We start from the raw sequence: 1,637 nt of genomic DNA, 5'->3' as shown, positions 1-1,637 counted from the left end.
AAAAATGAATACCAAGTCTCTGAGTGAACACGTAATTCATTACGAAGTTTAATTCACGAGCATCAAACTTAAATTGAAGAGTTTGATCATGGCTCAGATTGAACGCTGGCGGCAGGCCTAACACATGCAAGTCGAACGGTAACAGGAAGCAGCTTGCTGCTTCGCTGACGAGTGGCGGACGGGTGAGTAATGTCTGGGAAACTGCCCGGTGGAGGGGGATAACTACTGGAAACGGTAGCTAATACCGCATAACGTCGCAAGACCAAAGAGGGGGACCTTCGGGCCTCTTGCCACCGGATGTGCCCAGATGGGATTAGCTTGTTGGTGAGGTAACGGCTCACCAAGGCGACGATCCCTAGCTGGTCTGAGAGGATGACCAGCCACACTGGAACTGAGACACGGTCCAGACTCCTACGGGAGGCAGCAGTGGGGAATATTGCACAATGGGCGCAAGCCTGATGCAGCCATGCCGCGTGTATGAAGAAGGCCTTCGGGTTGTAAAGTACTTTCAGCGGGGAGGAAGGGATTGTGGTTAATAACCGCAGTCATTGACGTTACCCGCAGAAGAAGCACCGGCTAACTCCGTGCCAGCAGCCGCGGTAATACGGAGGGTGCAAGCGTTAATCGGAATTACTGGGCGTAAAGCGCACGCAGGCGGTCTGTCAAGTCGGATGTGAAATCCCCGGGCTCAACCTGGGAACTGCATTCGAAACTGGCAGGCTTGAGTCTCGTAGAGGGGGGTAGAATTCCAGGTGTAGCGGTGAAATGCGTAGAGATCTGGAGGAATACCGGTGGCGAAGGCGGCCCCCTGGACGAAGACTGACGCTCAGGTGCGAAAGCGTGGGGAGCAAACAGGATTAGATACCCTGGTAGTCCACGCCGTAAACGATGTCTACTTGGAGGCTGTGCCCTTGAGGCGTGGCTTCCGGAGCTAACGCGTTAAGTAGACCGCCTGGGGAGTACGGCCGCAAGGTTAAAACTCAAATGAATTGACGGGGGCCCGCACAAGCGGTGGAGCATGTGGTTTAATTCGATGCAACGCGAAGAACCTTACCTGGTCTTGACATCCACGGAAGACTGCAGAGATGCGGTTGTGCCTTCGGGAACCGTGAGACAGGTGCTGCATGGCTGTCGTCAGCTCGTGTTGTGAAATGTTGGGTTAAGTCCCGCAACGAGCGCAACCCTTATCCTTTGTTGCCAGCGGTCCGGCCGGGAACTCAAAGGAGACTGCCAGTGATAAACTGGAGGAAGGTGGGGATGACGTCAAGTCATCATGGCCCTTACGACCAGGGCTACACACGTGCTACAATGGCATATACAAAGAGAAGCGACCTCGCGAGAGCAAGCGGACCTCATAAAGTATGTCGTAGTCCGGATTGGAGTCTGCAACTCGACTCCATGAAGTCGGAATCGCTAGTAATCGTGGATCAGAATGCCACGGTGAATACGTTCCCGGGCCTTGTACACACCGCCCGTCACACCATGGGAGTGGGTTGCAAAAGAAGTAGGTAGCTTAACCTTCGGGAGGGCGCTTACCACTTTGTGATTCATGACTGGGGTGAAGTCGTAACAAGGTAACCGTAGGGGAACCTGCGGTTGGATCACCTCCTTACCTTAAAGAACCTGCCTTTGTAGTG

At 53.9% G+C, this 1,637-nt stretch carries 1 rRNA gene; it reads left to right on the top strand.

Features of this window, described 5'->3' with window-relative positions:
- Window positions 1-70: 70 nt before the first annotated feature.
- Window positions 71-1,612, top strand: a 16S ribosomal RNA gene (locus tag OGY07_RS01835).
- The last annotated feature ends 25 nt before the right edge of the window (window positions 1,613-1,637 follow it).

Source organism: Citrobacter sp. Cs237 (assembly GCF_030332325.1).
Lineage (GTDB): Bacteria > Pseudomonadota > Gammaproteobacteria > Enterobacterales > Enterobacteriaceae > Citrobacter_A > Citrobacter_A sedlakii.
The sequence above is the reverse complement of the archived record's forward strand: the minus strand, read 5'-3'. Positions and strand labels throughout refer to the sequence as shown.